The sequence below is a fragment of the Photobacterium ganghwense genome, assembly GCF_003025595.1.
In the GTDB taxonomy this organism is placed as follows: domain Bacteria; phylum Pseudomonadota; class Gammaproteobacteria; order Enterobacterales; family Vibrionaceae; genus Photobacterium; species Photobacterium ganghwense.
In genome coordinates, this window is the sequence record NZ_PYMI01000003.1 from 636632 (window position 1) to 658236 (window position 21605).

A 21605-nucleotide genomic window follows, 5' to 3' on the forward strand; every position below is an offset into this window, starting at 1 on the left:
CGTCTGATATCTTGTGTTGCTTAAATGTGATGAGTTTGATTGAAAAGTGTTGCATTAAACGTCGGTGTTTGCCATGGAACAGGTAAGCCGAACTCCCAAATGTCTTTTTCATTCTCCGCAGCCTGATGACTCAAAAGCACATTTAAAAACACGTTCAAAAACACGATCAAAAGTAGCGCCAAACGAAAAGACACAACACGCAAATACATAAATACATAAAGACATAAAGACAAATACACAACACAAAGCCGCTGCAGGCGTGCTCCGAAAACCACAGAGCATGCTATCAGCGAACACTAGACAGACAGGAAGTTATGTTTCTTACTCGTTATGCCATAGCGCGGCCGGCAGTGATCGCTGTCGCCGTAGCGCTGACCGTCCTGTTCGGGCTGCTCAGTATTCGAACCTTACCCATCCAGCTGTTTCCCGATATTACCCGTCCCCAGTTAGCCATCACGGTGTACTGGCACGCCGCTGCGGCCGAAGAAATGGAATCGGAAGTGGCTGAGCCGCTGGAGCAGGTGCTGCAGGGGCTCTCCGGCAATAAGCACATTTTTACTGAAGCCGGAAACGGCAGGGTGGAAATCGGGCTTGAATTTGAGCTTGGGACGGACATGGAAAAGGCGATGATTGAGGTCATCAGCCGGATCAATCAGGCGTCTAATCTGCCCGGTGATATCGACGGCCCGTTTCTGCACAGCGGTTCGAGCAATGACACCCTGACTTCACTGTTTCTGCAGCAACTGCCCGGCAATAACACACCGATTGTGGCGTATCAGGATATGGTTGACAGCCAGATTAAACCTCGGCTGATGGCGATTGAAGGGGTATCGCAGGTTGAGGTCAATGGTGAGAGTGATCGTCAGGTGGAAATCCGGTTTGACCCATACCGGCTGGCAGAGCTGGGGATCACGGTCCCCGAACTGGTTCAGCGAATTTCCGCCGGAAGAGATGCCTCTGCCGGACAGCTGGATATAGGCCGGAAAGAGTACAAGCTGAGATTTGCCGGGCGTTACAGTATCAACGAATTTGGCGACATGGTGGTCGCATGGCGTGACGGACTGCCTGTTTATCTGCGGGATCTGGCAGACGTTGAGATTCGCCGTGCTGAATCGCGAACGCTTCGGGTGCAGAACGGTAATCCGGCCATTAACATGTCGGTGAATAAAGAGAGTGGCGCGAATGCCCTCGAAGCCCTGCTGCGGGTCAAAGCAGAGATGCAAGCCCTGAATGACGAAGTGTTGATCCGAAACGGTATCCAGCTGGAAATGTCTTACGATGCCTCAGTGTTTATCCTACGGGCACTGAACATGGTCAGCGGCAACCTGATGTTTGGCGTCTTTTTGTCGGTGGCGATTTTATGGGGCTTTATTCGCAAGGCGCGAGCCACGCTGATCATTGCTCTTTCCATTCCGGTCAGCATTCTGCTGACGGTATGCGTACTCAAACTGACAGGCCGCACCCTTAATGTCATTTCACTGGCCGGGCTGGCGTTTGCCGTCGGTATGGTGCTCGATGCGGCAATTGTGGTGCTGGAAAACATTATTCGGTTGCGGGAAAAACAGACTCAGCAGCGGCAAACCGGTTCAGAGGATGACTTGCATCAGCGCGAAGACTTGGCCGAGCAGGGTACGAAACAGGTCTGGAGTGCTCTTCTGGCCTCAACTCTGACGACGGTGGCGATTTTCCTGCCGATTCTGATGCTCAACGATGTCGAAGGTCAGCTGTTTGCCGATCTGGCGATCACCATTGCAGTGGCGGTCACGATGTCGCTGTTGGTGGCAGTGACAGTATTGCCTGTGGCGGCATCGCGCTGGCTGACGGACAGCGCGCTGAGTGACAGCTATGTGACGATGTGGAAACAGATGGCTGGCATGAGTATGCGACTGACAGCCACACCGCTGCGGCGGGGACTGGTCGTGATGATACTGCTTGCGTTGCCATTGGGACTGACCCGCCTTGGCATGCCCAAAATGGATTATTTGCCCGATGTGAAGCGTGATGCCGTCGATGTGTGGTTCTCCATTGCGCCGGGCATAGGGATTAACACCGTGCGCGATGAGGTGATGAATACCATGGTCGAGCGGCTGCGTTCTTATATGAACGGCGAGCAGGAGCCAGCACTGAAAAACTACTATTTCATCATGTGGCCGGGCGGCGCGGTGATGGGGGTGAGGGCGGTTGATCAAAACCGGATTAAAGAGCTGGAAGCGCTGGTACGGGACAAAATTACCGTGGGCCTGCCGGATGTGGAAGCCTTTGCCCGCCAGGGCTCGCTGTTCGGCAACTTCGGCTCAGGTAAAAACATCGACGTGATGCTGAAAGCCAATGACATGGCCTCGTTGTTTCAGTCAGCCAAAGAAGCGAAAGCACTGATTGAGAAGGCCATGCCGGAAGCCCAGGTCTGGGTTAATGGTTCGCTGGAGTTTACGGCGCCGGAACTGCGTCTGATTCCCAATGACCGCCGTCTGGCGGAAGTCGGCTGGGGGCGGGGTGATCTGCCTGCTGTGATTCGCTCGCTGGGCACTGGCATGATGCTCGGCAACTTTTTTGACGGCAGTGAGCAACTCGATATGGTGTTGCTGACCCAGAAAGTGACCTCGCCGGATGAGCTGAGTGCCATCCCACTGGCAACACCGTCGGGAGCGATTGTGCCGCTGGGGGAATTGCTCCGGGTTGAAACCGTGCTGGGCCCGCAGTCTATCGACCGGATTGATGGCAAACGGGCGTTGGTGCTGTCAGTTGTCCCGGATTCAGATATGACGCTGGAATCGGCTATGGAAGAGATGCAGGGCAGCGTCATGGGGCAGATTGAAAACATCCTGCCACCCGGCGGCACGGTTGAATTCTACGGAACCGCTGACAGTCTCAAGCAGGCCATAAATAATATGTTGGCGATTTTTGCTTTTGCACTGTGCATTTTACTGCTGCTTCTGTGGGGATTGTTTGGCGCGCTGCGCGATGCGTTGCTGGTGATTCTGACTTTGCCTCTGGCCACGGTGGGCGGTGTGGTCGCCATTCAGGTGATGCACTATCTGGTGGATCAGCCGGTGGATTTGCTGACGATGATTGGCTTTGTGATCCTGCTGGGGCTGGTGGTCAATAATGCCATCCTGCTGGTGCACCAGACCAGAAACAGTGAGAAAGCCGGACTGTCCCGGGATCAGGCGGTGGAGGACGCATTGTTACGGCGTATTCGCCCGATCTTTATGACGACTCTGACCAGCGTATTCGGGATGTTACCGCTGCTTTTAAGTCCGGCCACCGGTAGTGAGATTTACCGTGGTCTGGCTGCGGTGATTGTCGGCGGTATGCTGGTCAGTACGCTGTTCACACTGATTCTGCTGCCAGCGTTACTGCGAATGGGGAAAGGCGTAATGCACGAACGTGACGCGGCGGAACACATGATAAGACGTAACACCTATTAAAAGAGAAGGGGCTCAGCGTCATCACATTTAGCCTGAACCAGCAGTGGGAAAAACACCACTGGCAGATTGAGCGCTGCGCTCGGTTCCTGAAGCCAGCCAATTTTTATCAATGATGCATTGTCTGGTGAGCTGTTAGGCGATGGTAATCAGTGACCTGACCCCAAGAATGCGGCACCAAGGACGGAAAGCGATTTATGAAACACGTAATCAGCACACAATTGGAAGAAAGCCAAAACCACTGTCGCCAGAGCTTCAGTGTTCGGTATCGCCCAGCCACTTTTTCCCGCCCGGCAGGGCTGGGTTGGTTAAGAAAGTCCCGCCAAACGATGAAGTCAAGGTTGCCCCGGGGTGCCTGGCTGGTCATGGCGTTGGGAGCCATGGGATTAACCGCGTTTTCAGCGCAGGCGGCTAAACCGGTGGCGCTCGCGGTGGTCGAAAAAGTGCAGAATGCGCCAGTCACCTGGTACAGCGGAACAGTGCGCAGTCAGCAGGAAGCCCGGCTGAGTATGGAAACAACCGGGCGATTAACCCGATTGGTTGAATTCGGCCAAACGGTGAAGCAAGGACAAGTGATGGCGGAAGTCAATGCTGATGCACTGGCGCTGGAGCTGAAAATTGCCAAGGTGGCGGCAAAACGGGCTCAGGCGGTTGTGAGTCATCAGGAAACGGAACTGGTGAGGCTGGATAAGCTGGCGACGCGGCGCAATATCTCTGAAACCGAGCAGGCTACAGCGCGCCATGAGCTGTCAATTAGCCGTATAGCGCTGGAAAACGCCCGTCTGGAAGTGGATCTCATCGAAGAGAAGCTGGCACGTACCCGATTGGTGGCACCTTTCGACGGAACGGTAAATGACGTGTTCAAATCGGGCGGGGAATACGTCAATCAAGGGGAAGCGTTGATTCATCTGGTAAATACCCGCCTGCAGGAGATTCGGTTACAAGTACCCATCGCAGTGACGGAAAAGCTGACAACGGGCACGGCATTGAAAGTGGTTGCCGGCGATCAGCCCCTGACGGCCTCGCTGAACACAAAGAGTGCGGGTGCAGACTTACGGTCTCGTTTGATTGAAATGCGACTGCACCCGGAGAATGCCTCCTTGACGGTTGGTCAACCGGTGCGCATTGCGATTCCCGGCCAGTTTGCTGAAGACAGCGTGCTGGTTCCTCGTGATGCCGTGATATCGCAGGCGGGTGGAACGGCGTTGTTTGTTGCCTCCAAAGGGGACGACGACAAAACGACAGTACGAGAGGTGCCGGTTAATGTGCTTTACAGTCTTGACGGTAAAGTTGCTGTGAAAGGCGAAATCGGCATTGGAAAACAGGTGGTTGTACGCGGAGCCTCAGGGCTGACGGATGGTCAGCAGGTTGAGGTGATGTCAGGCAGTTGAACAACGATGTGATTTTTTATGCGATTCATGTGAAGGTTTATTTGTTACGTACGGATGTTGAAATGGTATGCATCACGCTTTTTAGTGAATTGTGTAGCGAAAAATTGTGACAGGAAGAGAAAATTTGGCTCGATTGCTTGTTTTTTGAACACTCAATAAGGGCTGAACTTTCTCTTTTTTAGTCATAATGTCTGAAAAATCGTCTTTTCAAAGAGTGAGGAATTGCTTGTTAATAAATTGTATGTGCATCGTGCTGGTGATCACGTTCAATTGAGTGATAAAATAAAAACCTTAACATTTAAGTTACATTCTGCTTATTATACTGACGAAGCATTAACCAAACATACAGGGAGTTTTTTAATGCAGTCGTTAGTAGATTTTCTCAATGGAATAATTTGGAGCCCGGTGCTGATTTATCTATGCTTGGGTGCCGGTTTGTTTTACTCCATCATGACCCGCTTTGTGCAGATCCGTCATTTTCGCGAGATGTGGCGCCTGCTGTTATCAGGAAAAAGTTCAGACGAGGGTATTTCCTCTTTTCAAGCACTAGCCGTTTCTCTTTCTGGACGTGTAGGTACTGGTAACATTGCCGGTGTTGCTGCGGCAATCGGCTTCGGTGGTCCAGGTGCTGTATTCTGGATGTGGGTGGTTGCCTTCCTTGGCGCTGCGACTGCATATACTGAATCTGCTTTGGCTCAGATCTACAAAGAAAAAGATGAAGAAGGCCAGTTCCGTGGTGGTCCGGCTTACTACATCGAAAAAGCCATGGGGCAGAAATGGTATGCATGGGTGTTTGCTCTGGCAACGATCCTGGCTTGTGGTGTGCTGCTGCCGGGTGTTCAGTCAAACAGTATCGGTAATGCGATTGAAACTGCCTTTGGCAGCGGCCCGATGATTGATACCACGATTGGTACTATCAGCTTGGCGAAAATCATGACGGGTACGTTTGTGTCTGTGATTCTGGCTTTCATCATCTTCGGTGGTGTGAAGCGTATCGCGCACTTTACCCAGATTGTGGTTCCGTTCATGGCGCTGACTTACATCATCGTTGCGTTCGTTATCATCCTGCTGAACATTGACATGGTTCCAACGGTTATCAGCATGATCGTCGGTGACGCATTCACACCAATGGCCGGCTTCGGTGCGGCAATCGGGTGGGGTGTTAAACGTGGTGTTTACTCGAACGAAGCCGGTCAGGGAACAGGTCCACATGCCGCTGCGGCTGCGGATGTTCAGCACCCTGCACAACAAGGTCTGGTTCAGTCGTTCTCTATCTACATCGATACACTGCTGGTTTGTTCTGCAACGGCGTTCATGATCATCATCACTGGTGCTTACAACGTACACGGCAGTGAAGAAGGCATGTTCCTGATTCAGAACCTGGCGGCAGATATCGGCGCGAACGGTCCAATGTTTACTCAGCTGGCAATTGAAAACTCAATGCCTGGTTTCGGTAAACCATTCATCGCCTTTGCACTGTTCTTCTTCTCATTCACCACGATCCTGGCTTACTACTACATTGCGGAAACCAACATTGCTTACATCCGCCGTACAGTGAAAGTTCCGGGTATGATGTTTGCTCTTAAAATCGTACTGACCGTTGCGGTGTTCTACGGTACGGTGAAAACAGCAAACCTTGCGTGGGCAATGGGTGATGTGGGTGTAGGCCTGATGGCATGGCTGAACATTGTCGGTATCCTGATTATCTTCTTCATGGCTAAACCAGCGCTGATTGCTCTGAAAGACTATGAAGTACAGCAGAAAGCCGGTGTGAAAGATTTCACTTTCAACCCTGTTCAGCTGGGCATCAAGAATGCGGATTACTGGGAAGAGCGTTGTAAAGAGCAGAACACTGCCACTGAAGCAGCCACAGAGCTGGATGGTGAGCAGGTTAAGCCAACGGCGTAACCCACTGAAAATTTGACAGACAACGTCACTAAAAGGCCAGCGAAAGCTGGCCTTTTTCTTTGGTTCACTGACAGAAGAGCTAGTCGGTCAGGCTGCGTTGCTCGTGACTGAAGAGACACGACCAGTTGCACATCTTATATGATTAATATACATTACATTTATAAAACGTATTCAAGGTGTATCATGGGAATTGTGAAAATTTCAGATGAGCTGCATGAAGAGATCCGTAAAGCCAGTACGGTGATGGCGCGCTCTATCAATGCCCAGGCTGAGTTCTGGATCAAAATGGGTATGCTGGCTGAGATGAATCCGGGCCTGACTTATAATGAGTTGGTTCGTCAGCTACTGGCCAGCCAAGACGTGAATCTGGCAGGTGTCGTTAATGAATAATGTCACGATCAAAACAGCGCAAGAAGCGGAGCTGATGCGTGAGTCCGGCCGTTTGCTGGCGCAAGTGTTTGCGATGCTGGATGACTATATCCAGCCGGGCATTACGACCATGGACATTAATAATGTTGTCGAGCGCTTCATTACCGATGAACTGAAAGCCCGGCCTGCCAGCAAAGGGCAGTACGGTTATGAGTATTCGCTGAATACTTCGATCAACGAAGTTGTGTGCCATGGTGTTCCCAGTGAGCGGAAAAAGCTGGCCAGTAAAGACATCATTAACGTCGACATAACACTGGAAAAGAATGGCTTTATTGCAGATTCCAGCACCACCTATGTCATGCCTGATGCGACGCCGATAGCAAAAGCGCTGGTGAAAACCACGTATGAAGCGATGTGGGAAGGGATCAAAGTCGTGAAACCGGGTGCCCGACTGGGAGATGTCGGCCACGCTATCCAGCAACATGCTGAAAAACAGGGTTACAGCGTGGTACGCGAATATTGCGGTCATGGCATTGGCCGTGAAATGCATGAAGACCCGCAAGTTCTGCACTACGGGCTGCCAAATACCGGGCTGGTCTTGCAGGAAGGGATGACCTTTACGATTGAACCGATGATCAATGCCGGGACAGAAAAAACCAAAACGAAAAAAGACGGCTGGACGGTGATTACACGCGATAAGAAGCTGTCGGCGCAGTTTGAACACACGGTGCTGGTAACGGCTGACGGGTATGAAGTGCTAACCTTGCGTGCACACGAACAGCAGGGCTGACGTCTGCTTCAAGATGAGTTGAGAGCACGCCCGATAAAAAAGCCACGGCAGATGCCGTGGCTTTTTGTTACGTGAAAAACAATACGGGTACTCAGACGATAAATTTGTTCATGACATCGTCCTGTTCACGAACCCTGCTTATTTGCTCGCCCATGGCTTTGTTGGTGTCTTCCGCCGCGTTGGCCACCTGCACCGACAGCTCTTTGATATTTAAAGTGTTGGTGTTGATTTCTTCTGCGACCAGGCTCTGCTCTTCGGCAGCAGAAGCGATTTGCAGGTTCATATCATTGATCTGTTGAATCGCCGTACTGATACGAATCAGTGCCTCGTCGGCCTCGTTAGATTTCACGACCGTTTCGGCTGCTGTCTCTTTACTCAGTCCCATGACTTCAGCCGCTGAACTGGCACCGCTTTGCAGCTGTTCAATCATCTGGCGGATTTCAGTGGTCGATTCCTGCGTACGCTTGGCTAGGGTGCGAACTTCATCTGCCACGACGGCGAAACCACGACCGGATTCACCAGCGCGGGCGGCTTCAATGGCGGCATTCAGCGCTAGCAGGTTGGTTTGATCCGCAATCTCATTAATGACTTTCAGGATTTTCTCGATATTGCCGGTCGATACTTCAAGCTGACGGACCACTTCAACGGCCTGATCGATCTGGCTGGACAGCGCCGAAATGGCTTCTGCCGTGTGGGATACGACCTGGCTGCCGTCTTTCACTGCTTCATCGGCTTGCTGTGCGGCAGTCGCTGCGTTCTGAGCATTGCTGGCGACTTCAACCGACGAGGTTGCCATTTCGTGCATTGCGGTGGCCAGTTGATCCAGCTCTCTGAGCTGAATGGACATCGCTTCTGCGGATTCCTGTGCACCGCTTGCTGACTGCTCGGTCCCGGTCAGAATCTCACGGCTGAGCGATTTAGACTGGAGGATCAGTGTCTGCAATTTCTCGGTGAACGCATTGAAGCCGGTTGCCAGCTCAGCAAATTCGGCGTCAGTGTTCGTATCCAGACGGCGGGTCAGATCACCGTGACCGGAGGCGACATCCTGGATCGCAGCGTTAAGTTCACGCAACGGTTTCATCAGGATCTTGATCAACAGCAACAGGGCAATGATCCCGGCGATCAACGACACAACGGAATAAATCATAGCTTCATTTTTAAGGGCATTGACTGCCGCGAATGCCTGGTCTTCATCCAGCAGGGCACCGATGTACCAGTCCTGACCATTAATCTGGGTAAAGGACAGCACCATTGATTGCCCGTTCATGTCGAAGCGTTGTGCATCACCGGAAATCTGGTGAGTACCCAGAAAATCGCCCATTGGTTTGCCGTTCAGTTTGGCATCCGGGTGCGCAATCACTGTGCCGGCTTTATCGACAATGAACAGGTAACCGGCATCAAACAATGATACCTGATTAACCAGACTGGCCAGATCGCTCAGGCTCATGTCAAAGAAAATCGAACCTTCGAACTGTCCCTGATGAATCATCGGGCTGGCAATCGAGACCAGAATCTCATTGGAAACTGCATCGGAATACGGTGCGGTCACGATCAGTTTTCTGGCCTGCTTACTTTCGATATACCAGGGGCGGGCACGTGGCTCCCAACCTGCGCCGGGATCCCAGCTTGGATCGTTACTGGTGAAACTTCCGTCTTGCTCGAAACCGAGGCCGGTCAGAAGAAAAGCGTCTCTGACAACAGGCTGGTCAATCACAGTGTGAATGTTTTCACTGGTGAGATCCTGACTGACCAGACTGGTCACATAGCTTGCCAGTGAAAGACTGCTGGTGAGTTTGGCATCCACTGTGTTGCTCATCCCAGTGATGATTTCATCCATGCTGCGCATGACCAGTGTCTGAATATGGTTTTTGGTAGTGAAATATTGATTCGTGGACAGCAGCGACAATGCAGCCAGCATAATTGCTGAGGCTGTCGCGACCACTTTATGACTGAACTTCATTAGATCCCTCAAAAGCGCAGATAAATGCATGTGCTAAGCATTGTGTCGGCCTGGTAATAAAATTGTTAATATCGCTTTTCGGAATATGTGATCTAGATCTTGATTTTAACGGCGTATTTTCACCTCAGTCTCGATACGCACAGCATTTGTGTTTGGTGCTGATATGTAACAAAGTGATTCGTGGTTGTTTTTTGACCTGTTATGGGATTTTGTCAGGCGTGGCTATTTGACCATAACATGGGCAACTTTTGGCACTGTCATGGTTGATGAATGCCCAGGATTGTTATGTGTATTGTTTTATATCTCATATTTTGCAATCCACTGTATTCCGTGCTTGGTGAATGGTGAGCTGTCGCTCATAGTGTGGTTCGTGAAGCAACTCGCGGGCTGATGCTGAACGTGGACAATAAAAGTGCTGGACAACGAACGTGTGGCAATCAAACTTGCTGACGCCTTTTTCCCATATGTCCAGAGACAAGAAATCAACCGAAATCCAAGCGGCTAAATCCGGTTAAGGACAGTTAAGTCAGCCCCAAGCAGAGTTAAAGCCAGTAAAACCAATTAAAGTCAGTAAAAGGAAGGGACATGTACCAGATTGCCATCGTCATTTTTGATGATTTTACGGATGTTGATTTTTTTCTGATGCGAGATGTTCTCGGCCGTTCACAGAAAGACTGGACGGTGAGCGTGCTTGGCACAAAACCTCAGCATCATTCTGCGTTGGGTATGGCGGTCAAAACAGACGGGCCACTTGATGACGCTAACAAGGCTGACGTGGTGCTGTTTACCAGTGGTTACAAAGGTGTCCCTGCCGCTTTGGCGGATGAGGCATTTCTGTCTGCCTTCCGTCTGGATCCGAAACGTCAGTTGATCGGCTCAATTTGCGCGGGAGCCTATATTTTGCAGGCTTTAGGATTACTGGACGGGATACAGGCCACCACACATCCGGATGCCAAGGCGGGCCTTGTGAAATTGGGCGTGGATGTGCTGGATAAACCGCTGGTGGTGGAGGGCAATATTGCAACAGCTGGTGGCTGTTTGTCTTCAATGTACCTGACCGGCTGGATAGCAGAACGCTTGTATGATGCAGATAAACGCCGTGAAGTGCAGCGTCAGCTGATCCCGGCTGGCCAACAAGCGTAGTTTGAGGCACTGATAGCCGGGACGATTGCTGAGGCGATACCAGCTGTTATTGACTAGTTGCCTGAGCAGGTGCTGACTCCAAAGCCAAAGCCAAAGCCAAAGCCAAAGCCAAAGCCAAAGCCAAAGCCAAAGCCAAAGCCAAAGCCAAAGCCGAGGATTGACCTGGCGGCTGAATATGCGTAATCCAAGCCCGAACTGACTATTCCTTCGGGGCTGGATATGATTGGGGCTGGATCATACGTGCTTGGCAGCACGACGCATATTCAATCGCTATCTAAAATGGAATCCGGCCAGCTTTCAGCTTCGATTTTTGCCAGCGCATCCGCCGCACGTTGCAACGCGGGCAAGAAATTCAGGGCTTGATCCGGCTTTAAGCGCATAATGGGGGCTTGTATCGCAATCCCTAGATTTGAGCGCCCGGATGTTGCTGGCACTAGTACCGCCACACAGAATAAGCCCGGTAAAAACTCTTCATTATCGGTAGCAAAACCGTTCCGTTTTATGTGTTCAAGTTCGGTTTCCAGCGCATCAAAATCCGAGATGGTTTTCTCCGTGTATTGGGTCAGCTCAACATTTTTGAGCAGACGTCGTCGCTGTGACGGGGTCATGTTGGCCAGAAATAATTTGCCCGTGGCCGAACAATGAACCGGCACGCGAGAGCCCGGGTGCAGGTAAAACCGCAGCGGAGCTTCTGTTTCAACCCGATCGACATAAATGACCTCACCACCTGACAGGGCGGTAAGGTTACAGCTTTCACCCACTTCTTCTTTCAGCTTACGCAGCACAGCATGGCGTGCGCTGTGAGTGGTGCTGTTCAGCAGTAACCGCTCAGCAAGGCGACGCAGTCTTACACCTGAACTGTAGTGTCGCTCATCACCATCACGCTGAATAATGCCGGCATTTTCCAGTTGCTGAAGCATCCGGTGCAGGGTCGGCTTGGGCAGCCCTGTTTCCTCGACCAGTTTCTGCAGAGAGAAAAATTCATCCTTCTCAGCAATGACTTCCAGTAGAGAAAACAGGCGCAGCGTCGGGGTGTCTCCCTCCACACGCGCTGGTGTCAGGGTCGGTTTATCTTTCACTGTACTCGTCATATTGCTTTGATTTCCTTATGTATCCTAAATACATAATAGCAATTATACCGTTTTTTTGAATATTCGTTGACGATAAACAGGTGAACAATTAATATTCAAATTAAATATCGTTAATCGGAATATATCGTCTCATTATTTGTTGTTTTTGTGGTGAGACCCATAAGGCAGGCACATATGAAGGCAATGAATCGCATCATCGAAAAAGCCAGACAGGACAAGGTTCGCATTGTGCTCAGTGAAGCGGATGATCCGAGAGTGCTTAAAGCGGCAGCGATGGCTGTTGAGCAAGGGATTGCGACAATCAGTCTGGTCGGTGACGTAAGGAGCATGAAGGCGCTGGCTGCACAGGAACACATTGATATTAGCCATTGTGAACTGATTGAGCCCGCCAGTTCGCCATGGCGGGCTGAACTCACCGACGCGTTGTTCCAGTTGCGTGCAGCCAAAGGGATGACCCGCGAGCAGGCAGAAAACGCGGTGATGAATCCGCTCTGTTTTGCCAACCTGATGGTACGACAGGGGATGGCAGATGGGTCGGTGGCCGGAGCTGTGCTGACCACGGCCGAGGTGGTGCGTAGTGCAATTCAGATTATCGGTGTAGCGCCGGGGTGTAAGCTGGTGTCGAGCTTTTTTCTGATGATGCTGTGCGAGCCCTTTCATGACCTGAAAGGCGGTGTCATCTTTTCCGATTGCGGTCTGGTGGTTGATCCCGATGCCGAGCAGCTGGCAGATATAGCCTTGTCTGCCGCTGACAGTGCGCGAGGCTTGCTGATGGAAGAGCCCAAAGTAGCCATGTTGTCGTTTTCTACCAGTGGCAGTGCCAGCCATGCGGCTGTCGATAAGGTGGTACAGGCCGCAGCACGGGTGAAACAGCGTCGACCGGAGCTGGCGATTGATGGTGATGTGCAGCTCGATGCAGCTATTGTGCAAGAAATTGCGGCGCGAAAACTGCCGGAATCGCAAGTGAAAGGGCGATCAAATGTGCTGATTTTCCCCAATCTTGAAGCGGGCAATATTGGCTACAAACTGGCTGAGCGGGTTGGCCGGGCGGTGGCAGTGGGACCGCTGCTGCAAGGGTTGGCCAAACCGGCCAATGATCTGTCTCGCGGATGCAGTATTTCCGACATTTTCAACGTGATTGCCGTTACGGCGGTACAGGCGCAGGCAAATCAGCAGGCGGTGCCGGAGCGAGCATTAACAGAATCTCATGGCTAATTTCTAAGGGGATTCATTACCAGATTCTTTGTGTTAGCCCTTAAAAAGGCATCACATGAAATAATCCTCTGAGTCACGGGCTCGGAGGATGAACAACTGGGTCTGATGTCATGGCGCCGGGCACTGGGGCGTCAGTACAAGTGTGTCATTGTAATTAGCATCATTAGCATCAAGGCAATCTGCCGTACCATTTCGGTGAAAATCCAAGTCAATCGGTCTCTGGTTGCAGTATCTGAGTGAGAGTCAGGCATCATGTCCATCGAAACCTTGTTTACCTTGCTCGCCATAATCATGGTGGGAACGTATTTTCAGACCGTCACCGGATTTGGGATGGGAATAATTGTTGTTGGCGCATCCAGCGCGTTGGGACTGACCACCGTGGCTGTGATTGCTGCGGTGGTCAGCCTGATCACACTGGTCAACTGTGCTGTTGCTCTGCCGGGGGTAGCCCGCCAGACAGACTGGCGGGTGGTTTTTTCTGTGGTATTGGGCGTGCTACCCGGAATTGCAGCTGGGGTTTGGCTGCTGGATATGTTGAGTGACTCGGCGACCAATCTGCTGCAAGGGCTATTAGGCTCAATGATTGTTTACAGTGCGGTGAATTTTTTTATGCGCCCTGAACCCGGACAACGGCAGTCGGGCCGTTCCAGCTTTGTGGTCAGCGGCTTTGGTTCCGGACTGGCTGGTGGCCTGTTTGGTATGGCGGGCCCACCGCTGATCTATCAGTTTTATCGCCAGCCATTTGATATTAAAACTATCCGGAATTTGCTGCTGATCAGCTTTGCGTTTACGTCTTCGATTCGCAGCGTCTTTATCGCGGTTCAGGGCAAGCTGGACACAGAAATTTTGATCTTGGCGGGTATCGCTATTCCGGTCGTAACCCTTAGTACGTACCTGGCCCGGCAATTTCCGCCGCCGCTCAGTGCAGAGGCCATGCGGCGGATGGTGTTTGGTATTTTGATGCTGATTGGCCTCTATTTGCTGGTTATTGCTTTCTCTTCATGGGCTTAATCGGATGATTAGCTCCACTGCAAGCGCCCCGGTAGCTCATATCCACTATCCACTATCCACTATCCACTATCCACTATCCACTATCCACTATCCAGTAGCCAGTAGCCAGTAGCCATTGGCTACCGGCGTGCCCCTGCAAGCAGTGTCACGATATCTGCCAACAAGCGGTTGTTGACCTCAAGACTGTCACCGATAGCGAGATTCTGTCGGTAGTAGGGACTGAGGTCTAACCCGAGCCCAATTCCCAGCACGGCCACATCTCCCTGGCGCTGTTGCTGTTCCACTACCGCTTTCAAGTGATTATCAAGATAGAACTTATCATTAGTCAGGTTGGTTGCTGTATCCATTGGGCAACCATCCGAAAGTACCAAAAGAAATCGCCGTGCCTCAGGGCGGGCTCGTAACCGCTGGCAGGCCCATTCCACCGCCTCGCCGTCGATGCCTTCTTTGAATAAATCGGCTTTGAGCAAAGCTGCCATTTCTTTGCGGGCATGCCGCCAGTGGCGTTCTGCGGGTTTGAAAATAAGGTGCCGGATCTCACTCAGTCTGCCTGGATAAGCAGGACGCCCCTGACGTAACCAGTCGCTGTAAGCCCGGCCACCATTCCATGCCTGAGTGGTAAATCCCAGCACCTCACTGGAAATACCCGCCATACCCAGTGCCCTGACCATCACATCAATCATCAAAGCCACTTTTTCACTGTGGTCGCGCATCGAGCCGGAACAGTCGATAAGGAAACTGACGATAGCGTTCGCGGTAGGGGGATAACGCTCCTGGCAGAACAGCCTACGTTCCGATGGCGAGCTGATAAGCTGGCTGAGTCGGCGGCCATCAATCCGGCCTTCTTCCTCCCCAAACGTCCAGCCATTGCGCTGTGGCGGATTAAGAGCGGCTGCTAACTGACGTGAAAGATGGCGCAAATTAATACCCTGATTGCGTATTTTCTCGTCGAGTTTATCCCGAAATTCAACCAGCAGGGCATCGCGCACCAGCGAGGATGCCTGAACTTCTTCATCATACTGTCGGGTGTATACCTGATAACGCTGATGATGCTGCGTAAAGGCTTTGCTCTCACCGCTGGCGGCAAGGCTGAGGGTTTCATCGGCAAGGGCTTCGTCACTAAGAAGCAGTGGAAAGGCGGCTAACACCTTGTCCAGCAGATTGTCCGGTTGGGAAGCGTCACTGTTCTCGGCCTGCTGCGCCAACTCGGCATCGATCATCGCGTGGATAGTGTCGGCAATAGCACAGGCATGGATGGCAAACTTTTCCTGGTTATGTATCTGGCGTTTTAATCCGGCCAGATCGGTGCCGATAACCGGCACAATGGCCGCGCGTGTTGCCTCGATGGCGAATTCGGCATACTCAGGCACTGGAATCGTGTGTAACCGCGAACGGGTGATCAGAACCAGGGTATACAGCAAGTTTCCAATCTGGGTTTCCGTCAGACCTGACTGGAAAGTCAGTTGCGCCCAGTGGCTGAAATGTCGGGCCAGATTGGTGCGTACACCCGGCAGGTGGTCCGGCACAATGGCCTCAATACGAAATTGTTCCAGCAGATCAAAAATCAGTCGGGCAACGGGAGGCTGTGGGGCTAACTGCCTATGAAGAGGGCGATTGGAATAGCGCAAATGCAGCGCGATAGCATCCATTTGACCACGTTTGATCATGAAGGGCGTGGCTTCATCGCCAGATTGGACAGGGGGAGCGGGATGCAAATGAACGGCAGGAATGGGCAAGGGGGTATGTTGCCGATACAGCCGGTTGCCGCGAACATGTAGGCCTGGTTCGCCACTCAGAGCACGGGCGCCAGCACTGCAAAGTTCCGTGGCTTTTTGTTGCGCTCGGGAATATGGCTTCATGCAGTTCGCTCCTCACTGAGCGCCCAGGAGGCGTCCAGTTCCTGATCAAAACAGCGCTGGAAGTATTCCGCAATGACCGGGCGCTCTAACTCATCGCATTTATTCAGAAAAGAGAGCTTAAAAGACAGTGCAGGATTGCCGAAAATTTTGCAGTTTTCTGCCCAGGTAATGACGGTTCGCGGTGACATCAGGGTCGAAATGTCGCCAGCGGCAAATCCGTTGCGGGTCAGTTCAGCCACGGCAATCATCTGACGCAGTAAGCGGTGACCCGATTCGGTGTTTTTCTCGGGCACACGAGCCAGTACGATGGCCAGTTCTTCCTCGGCAGGCAGATAATTCAGGGTTGCTACAATGTTCCAGCGATCAATCTGAGCGTGGTTCAGTACCTGAGTGCCGTGATAGAGCCCGGACAGATTGCCAAGGCCAACGGTGTTGGCAGTGGCGAACAGGCGAAAGACCGGATGTGGCTGAATGACCCGGTTTTGATCCAGTAAAGTGAATTTACCGTCACGTTCAAGGATCCGCTGGATCACAAACATGACGTCTGGTCGGCCAGCGTCATATTCATCGAAAATCAGCGCGACAGGGCGCTGTAACGACCACGGAATGATCCCTTCCTGAAATTCTGTGACTTGTTGACCGTTACGCAGCGTGATCGTGTCTTTCCCGACCAGATCCAGCCGGCTGAGGTGGCCATCCAGGTTCACTCTTACACAAGGCCAGTTTAATCGTGCCGCGACCTGTTCGATATGCGTGGATTTCCCTGTACCGTGCATGCCTTGCACCATGGTTCGGCGATCCTGAGCAAACCCGGCCAGAATCGCTAAGGTGACCTCCGGGTTGAATCGGTAGGCCGGATCGATATCAGGTACATGATCATCACGCACCGAAAAGGCTGGCACCCGAAGATCGGTATCAATTCCGAACACGTCCCTGACTGACACTTCAATATCCGGCTGACTAACTGCTATTTCCATCTCTATTTTCTCCTTGAATTTTACCGATCTGTTTGTATTGGCTTGCTGATCCCGCACGGCGTGATCGGCCTTGGCTTGTGGCTGTCTCGCTGATTTTTGTAAACGCCTCTGCAACGGTTTCTGCATGTGCTTCTGCGTCTATTTCTGCTTTTGCTTTTTTCTGGCTTGCGCGGTGGTCTGTTGTTTTTGCGTATCCCCCGAAAGCTGTTCTTGTACAGGCCTGGAGTGAGCAAACATCAGGCGTCACGCGGGTTTCATTGTTAACGCGAAAGCGGCGATCCCGAAATAATCATAGTGCAACCTTGCTATCAAAATATCACTTTTCGGAATTTTTTTAATCAAAAAGTGAAATTTGTTTGACGGCTTGAAAATGTATGTCTAGGTTTAGATGGAGTTGTTAATAACGAGACAAATGGTTCCGGTATTTAATATTTAGTGTTGCTTAACATTTAAAGTTCCATCATCAAGGAGATAGCTATGAGTGAACTCGATACACGCAAGGCCGTTGAAGGACCAACAAAAATGACCCCGTCAGAAGCATTTGTTGAAACCATGGTGGCAAATGGGGTGACCGACATGTTCGGCATCATGGGTTCAGCATTTATGGATGCGATGGACATTTTTGCGCCGGCCGGCATTCGCTTGATTCCGGTTGTCCACGAGCAGGGCGCCGCTCACATGGCTGATGGGTATTCGCGGGTATCCGGCAATCACGGTGTCGTGATTGGGCAAAACGGGCCGGGTATCAGTAACTGTGTGACCGCCATTGCCGCGGCATACTGGGCGCACAGCCCGGTGGTGATTGTGACCCCGGAAACCGGAACCAATACCATGGGGCTGGGTGGCTTCCAGGAATGTAATCAGCTGCCGATGTTCCAGGAATTTACCAAGTACCAGGGGCATGTGACGCACCCGTCGCGTATGGCTGAGTACACCGGGCGTTGTTTTGACCGTGCCATGAGTGAAATGGGGCCGACGCAGCTGAATATCCCGCGTGACTACTTCTATGGCGAAATCACCTGTGAAATTCCAAAACCTGCCCGTCTGGAGCGTGGTGCCGGTGGTGAACAAAGCCTGAACGATGCGGCTGACCTGCTGGCCGAAGCGCGCTTCCCGGTCATCATTTCCGGTGGTGGCGTGGTGATGGGCGATGCAATTGAAGAGTGTAAAGCACTGGCTGAGCGTCTGGGTGCGCCGGTCGTGAACAGCTACCTGCACAACGACTCATTCCCGGCCAGCCACCCGCTGTGGTGTGGTCCTCTGGGGTATCAGGGCTCGAAAGCCGCGATGAAACTGATTTCTCAGGCTGATGTGGTGATTGCACTGGGCTCGCGTCTGGGGCCATTCGGTACACTGCCTCAGCATGGGATGGATTACTGGCCGAAAGACGCCAAGATCATCCAGATTGATGCTGACCATAAGATGCTGGGTCTGGTGAAGAAAATTTCCGTCGGTATTTGCGGTGATGCCAAGGCAGCGGCAGTGGCACTGGCCGATCGTCTGGAAGGGCGCGCTCTGGCTTGTGATGCCACCAAAGACGAACGTTTCAGCAAAGTACAGGCTGAAAAAGAAATCTGGGAAAAAGAACTGGACGATTGGACCCATGAACGTGATCAGTTCAGCCTGGATATGATCGAGAAAAATGCCGGTGAAAAACCATTCTCCGGGGGCGAGTACCTGCATCCGCGTCAAGTGTTGCGCGAACTGGAAAAAGCGATGCCGGACGATGTCATGGTGTCTACCGATATCGGCAACATTAACTCCATTGCTAACAGCTACTTGCGTTTTGAAAAGCCACGCAGCTTCTTCGCCGCCATGAGCTTTGGTAACTGTGGTTACGCGTTCCCGACCATTATCGGGGCCAAAGTGGCCGCTCCGCACCGACCAGCCATTTCCTATGCCGGTGACGGTGCCTGGGGGATGAGTCTGATGGAGACCATGACCTGTGTTCGCCACAACATTCCGGTTACTGCCGTCGTGTTCCATAACCGCCAGTGGGGCGCAGAGAAGAAAAATCAGGTTGATTTCTACAACCGTCGATTTGTGGCCGGTGAACTGGACAACCAGAGCTTTGCTGAGATTGCCCGTGCGATGGGCGCAGAAGGTATCACGGTTGACCGCCTGGAAGATGTCGGCCCAACCCTGCAAAAGGCCATCGACATGCAAATGAACGAAGGGAAAACCACGGTCATTGAGATTATGTGTACACAGGAGCTGGGCGACCCGTTCCGCCGTGATGCACTGTCTAAGCCGGTACGTTTCCTGGATAAATACAAAGATTACGTTTAATCCTTGGTGACACTTCGCCTGGCTCACAGTTGCCCTGATTCAATTGGGGCCAGGCATTTTTCTTCCTTTGTTGAGGACTTCCAGATGACCACAAACACCCTCAGCCATCCCCGTTCCCGCTTCGATGCTTTCACCCGTCTCGTTCCCGGACTGATGTTTTGCACAGTGATTGCTGCCGCAGCGTCTTTTGTGTCAGCGCAATATGGCGGCCCCAAGTTTCTGTACGCGCTGTTAATCGGGATGGCATTTCATTTTCTGGCTGACAACGGCAAGTGCCTGCCCGGCATTGAAGTCGCAGCCAAGAAGCTGGTGCGGATTGGTGTGGCGTTGTTGGGGGTGCGCATTGCTATCAGTGATGTTCACGCGATTGGTACTGTGGGAGTGGTGGCGCTGGCTGGGGCTGTCGCGCTGACCATTCTGTTCAGCCTGTTGCTGGCCCGGTTACTAAAGCTGCCGCCAATGCTGGGATTATTGTCAGGTGGCGCAACCGGTATCTGTGGGATCTCTGCCGCAATGGCAATTTCATCGACGCTGCCGCAGGGCAAGGAAAATGAGCATTTTACGTTGCTTACCGCGATTGGAGTGGCCGCATTTTCCACCGCTGCCATGGTGCTGTATCCGCTGATAGTAACTGCGATGGGGTTGACCACGTCTGAAGCCGGTCTGTTTTTAGGCGGCGCGATCCATGATGTGGCACAGGTCGTCGGGGCCGGATTCATGATCTCGACCGATGTGGGCGACGCCGCCACGCTGGCCAAAATGTTCCGGGTCGCGATGCTAATGCCGGTGGTGGTGATTCTGATGCTGGTGTTTCACAACGCCCGTACGGCTGCTGGTGGCAGCGAAGCAGGCAAGCAGCCTTTGGTCCCTGGATTTCTGCTGGTGTTCATAGCTCTGGTGGCGTTCAACAGCCTGGGCATGTTACCCGCATCGGTAGTGGCGGTCAGCTCCGATCTCTCTAAGTGGTGTCTGGTGATCTCCATTGCAGCGCTGGGGGTGAAAACATCCTTTGAAAAGCTGGCAGAATTGGGTTGGCAACCCGTCGCGTTATTGCTTGGGAACGCGGTATTTATTGCGGCATATATGCTGTCGGTGGTCTTCATGACCCGGCTATGGACAGCGTGATTGATTGACAGGAGTACTGATATGCAGACATCAACCTATATCCGTTCTGTTGCCGGCTTTTTGGCTGCAATACGGGAACACAGCAGCGAGCACGAGCTAACGCTGTTTCGCGGCCAGCCGAACCGCCGCCGCTCGCTGTTACCGGCCATTGCCCGGCAGGCTCACGCCGCAACTCTCGATACCGAACGTCAGGTACTGGACATGTTTCGCCACTACGGTGGGGAAGATGTCGAGGTGGCGGGGCGTTATCACGAGGCTGCTGGCACCCATTCCATGACATCGACCCCTTCACCTTACTGGCACCTGTTGGCGCAGGCTCAGCAGTTCGGGCTGAAAACCCGGTTGCTGGAGTGGAGCAGTAATCCGCTCATTGCGCTCTGGTTTGCGTGCCAGAAAGCCGGGGCAGAACCCTATGTTTACTTGCTGAATGCCAGCAAGCTAAACGACGTTGATTACGATAGTGACCCGTTTGAATTGACCGAAACCCGGGTGTTTCCACCAACATTTGACCATGCTACGCATCCCCAACTTGCGGCGCAGAAAAGCTGGTACACCATTCACCCGTCGCTCTCTGCAGGGTCGGCTGAGTCGGCAGATTTGGCAGAAACACAAACGGGATTTGTGCCGTTGGAAAAAGAAGCGATCTCGCAGGGGCGGTTGGTGGAACTGCCAATTCTGCCGTCGATGAAAACCTCTTTGCTGGCAGAGCTGGCAAGCCACGGTATTGATCAGCGCTCAGTGTCACCGGGTCTGGCCGGATTGTGTCAGCACCTGAACAGTTTGCTGGAGCCTGAGAGTCGATCTGGTGGAGGTGCCGCTCAGGGGCTGGAGCTGCCTCTGATGAAGAATGAAATGATGGGACAGGATACCGCAGCCGCCTTTTCCCGCTTGTCATCGGCCAGGCAGACAGCCTCGTCGTCGGCTGCTTATCGGCATGAACCTCAGGGGGGATTGCGTCAATACCGCAAGCGTTACAGCAGCGATTTTGATTTCGACTGAATGTGTTCGGTATCTGAGAGCGTTTAACGCCAAAGATGGGAAAGAGGACGGAT

16 protein-coding genes are annotated in these 21605 nt (G+C 52.4%); 11 read left to right on the top strand and 5 right to left on the bottom strand.

All coding sequences use genetic code 11. The features are described from left to right. Nucleotides 1-314 precede the first annotated feature (314 nt). The 5 genes from C9I92_RS13295 (at nt 315) to map (ending at nt 7883) form a co-directional block, all read left to right on the top strand. The gene (locus C9I92_RS13295) at nt 315-3428 is read left to right on the top strand and encodes an efflux RND transporter permease subunit (RefSeq protein ID WP_047883563.1); all 3114 of its coding nucleotides are present in this window, start codon (nt 315-317) and stop codon (nt 3426-3428) included. A 194-nt stretch (nt 3429-3622) separates the two neighbouring features. Beyond that, nucleotides 3623-4816: an efflux RND transporter periplasmic adaptor subunit gene (locus C9I92_RS13300; protein WP_047883564.1), complete on the top strand. Its 1194-nt coding sequence runs from the start codon at nt 3623-3625 to the stop codon at nt 4814-4816. Between the two features lie 360 nt (nt 4817-5176). Further along, nucleotides 5177-6724, top strand: coding sequence for an alanine/glycine:cation symporter family protein (locus C9I92_RS13305; protein ID WP_047883565.1), 1548 nt, complete (start codon nt 5177-5179; stop codon nt 6722-6724). Between the two features lie 183 nt (nt 6725-6907). Then, a complete protein-coding gene (locus tag C9I92_RS13310; RefSeq protein ID WP_047883566.1) occupies nt 6908-7114 on the top strand; it encodes a ParD-like family protein in 207 nt (68 codons plus the stop codon). Next, the gene (gene map / locus C9I92_RS13315; RefSeq protein ID WP_047883567.1) at nt 7107-7883 is read left to right on the top strand and encodes a type I methionyl aminopeptidase; all 777 of its coding nucleotides are present in this window, start codon (nt 7107-7109) and stop codon (nt 7881-7883) included. Before C9I92_RS13310 ends, map begins: the two co-directional genes overlap by 8 nt. Nucleotides 7884-7974: 91 nt before the next feature. On the opposite strand, the gene C9I92_RS13320 is transcribed toward map, so the two are convergent. Further along, entirely contained in the window at nt 7975-9843 is a 1869-nt protein-coding gene (locus C9I92_RS13320; protein ID WP_047883568.1) for a methyl-accepting chemotaxis protein, read from the bottom strand. A 585-nt stretch (nt 9844-10428) separates the two neighbouring features. Between C9I92_RS13320 and C9I92_RS13325 the strand changes: the two genes are divergently transcribed. Further along, entirely contained in the window at nt 10429-10986 is a 558-nt protein-coding gene (locus tag C9I92_RS13325) for a DJ-1/PfpI family protein (protein WP_047883569.1), read from the top strand. A 263-nt stretch (nt 10987-11249) separates the two neighbouring features. On the opposite strand, the gene C9I92_RS13330 is transcribed toward C9I92_RS13325, so the two are convergent. Continuing rightward, a complete protein-coding gene (locus C9I92_RS13330; protein ID WP_047883570.1) occupies nt 11250-12077 on the bottom strand; it encodes an IclR family transcriptional regulator in 828 nt (275 codons plus the stop codon). 174 nt (nt 12078-12251) lie between these two features. On the opposite strand from C9I92_RS13330, the gene pta reads away from it, so the two are divergent. Both pta and C9I92_RS13340 read left to right on the top strand, forming a co-directional pair. Then, nucleotides 12252-13292, top strand: coding sequence for a phosphate acetyltransferase (gene pta / locus C9I92_RS13335; protein WP_047883571.1), 1041 nt, complete (start codon nt 12252-12254; stop codon nt 13290-13292). 252 nt (nt 13293-13544) lie between these two features. After that, on the top strand, nt 13545-14303 hold the full coding sequence (locus C9I92_RS13340) for a sulfite exporter TauE/SafE family protein (RefSeq protein ID WP_047883572.1): 759 nt from the start codon (nt 13545-13547) through the stop codon (nt 14301-14303). Between the two features lie 119 nt (nt 14304-14422). Here the strand turns inward: C9I92_RS13340 and C9I92_RS13345 are convergent, their stop codons facing one another. The 3 genes from C9I92_RS13345 to C9I92_RS13355 are packed head-to-tail and all read right to left on the bottom strand — an operon-like array spanning nt 14423 to nt 17386. Next, nucleotides 14423-16162 carry a cobaltochelatase CobT-related protein gene (locus C9I92_RS13345; protein ID WP_047883573.1) on the bottom strand — a complete coding sequence of 580 codons (1740 nt, stop codon included), beginning with the start codon at nt 16160-16162 and terminating at the stop codon, nt 14423-14425. After that, the gene (locus tag C9I92_RS13350; RefSeq protein ID WP_047883574.1) at nt 16159-17139 is read right to left on the bottom strand and encodes an AAA family ATPase; all 981 of its coding nucleotides are present in this window, start codon (nt 17137-17139) and stop codon (nt 16159-16161) included. The genes C9I92_RS13345 and C9I92_RS13350 overlap by 4 nt, the downstream gene beginning before the upstream one ends. Beyond that, a complete protein-coding gene (locus C9I92_RS13355; protein WP_047883575.1) occupies nt 17123-17386 on the bottom strand; it encodes a hypothetical protein in 264 nt (87 codons plus the stop codon). The genes C9I92_RS13350 and C9I92_RS13355 overlap by 17 nt, the downstream gene beginning before the upstream one ends. A gap of 230 nt (nt 17387-17616) precedes the next feature. Here C9I92_RS13355 and xsc point away from each other — a divergent pair, with 230 nt between their 5' ends. The 3 genes from xsc (at nt 17617) to C9I92_RS13370 (ending at nt 21552) form a co-directional block, all read left to right on the top strand. Then, entirely contained in the window at nt 17617-19428 is a 1812-nt protein-coding gene (gene xsc / locus C9I92_RS13360) for a sulfoacetaldehyde acetyltransferase (RefSeq protein WP_047883576.1), read from the top strand. Nucleotides 19429-19512: 84 nt separating this feature from the next. Next, nucleotides 19513-20553: a YeiH family protein gene (locus C9I92_RS13365; protein WP_047883577.1), complete on the top strand. Its 1041-nt coding sequence runs from the start codon at nt 19513-19515 to the stop codon at nt 20551-20553. Between the two features lie 21 nt (nt 20554-20574). Continuing rightward, nucleotides 20575-21552, top strand: coding sequence for an FRG domain-containing protein (locus C9I92_RS13370; protein ID WP_047883578.1), 978 nt, complete (start codon nt 20575-20577; stop codon nt 21550-21552). Nucleotides 21553-21605 lie beyond the last annotated feature (53 nt).